Genomic DNA, 1,279 nt, shown 5'->3' with positions numbered 1-1,279 from the left:
CCGGAGGAGTTGGGTTTGCCGGTGGACCGGCCACGCCCCGCGGTGGCCTCCCACCACGGCGCCACCACCACCTACACCCTCGACACCGAACTCACCACCGCCCTACACACCCTCGCACGCCACCACGACTGCTCCCTGTTCATGGTCATCCACGCCACCCTCGCAGTCCTCCTCGCCCGCCTCAGCAACAGCACCGACATCCCCATCGGCACACCCATCGCCGGACGCGGCGACCCCGCCCTCGACGACCTCATCGGCATGTTCGTCAACACCCTCGTCCTACGCACCCACATCAACCCCCACCAACCCTTCACCGACCTCCTCACCCACACCAGAAACACCGACCTACAAGCCTTCCAACACGCCGACGTCCCCTTCGAACAACTCGTCGACCACCTCACCCCCCACCGCACCCGATCCCACCACCCCCTCTTCCAAACCCTCCTCGCCTTCCAAAACCTCGACCAACCCCACCTCCACCTCCCCGACCTCGACATCACCCCCACCGAACTACCCACCACCACATCACGATTCGACCTACAAATCATCCTCACCGACAACCACAACGGCGAGATGACCGCAGCCATCACCTACGCCACCGACCTCTACAACCCCACCACCATCGACACCCTCGCCCACCGCTGGCTACGCATCCTCCACACCATCACCACCAACCCCACCCAAACCATCGCCACCATCGACATCCTCGACCCCACCGAACGCACCGACCTCCTCACCCGCACCGGCCCACCACCCACACCACCCACCACACTGCCCGACATCCTCACCACCACCGCCCACAACCACCCCCACCACACCGCCATCATCCACAACAACCACCACCTCACCTACCAACAACTCGACCAACACTCCAACCACCTCGCCCGCCAACTCCTCCACCACCACATCGGCCCCGACGACGTCGTCGCCATCGCCCTGCCCCGCTCCCCCGACACCATCCTCGCCATCTGGGCCATCACCAAAACCGGCGCCGCCTTCCTCCCCATCGACCCCACCCACCCCACCCAACGAATCACCCACATCACCACCACCTCCCACACCACCCTCGGCATCACCACCACCACCCACCAACACCACCTCCCCCACCACATCCACTGGATCACCCTCGACACCACCACCACCCACACCGACCCCCGACCCATCACCGACACCGAACGAACCCACCCCCTCCACACCGACCACACCGCCTACATCATCTACACCTCCGGATCCACCGGACTCCCCAAAGGCGTCACCATCACCCACCACGGACTCGCCA

The 1,279-nt window shown here is 65.0% G+C and carries 1 protein-coding gene; it reads left to right on the top strand.

Annotated features, from left to right (window positions below; all coding sequences use genetic code 11):
- Positions 1-21: 21 nt before the first annotated feature.
- A partial coding sequence (locus ACT89H_RS29355; RefSeq protein ID WP_445111914.1) for a condensation domain-containing protein occupies positions 22-1,279 on the top strand: 1,258 nt, incomplete at its 3' end.

The organism is Nocardia aegles, assembly GCF_052545135.1.
This window is presented reverse-complemented; position numbering and strand designations above follow the sequence as displayed.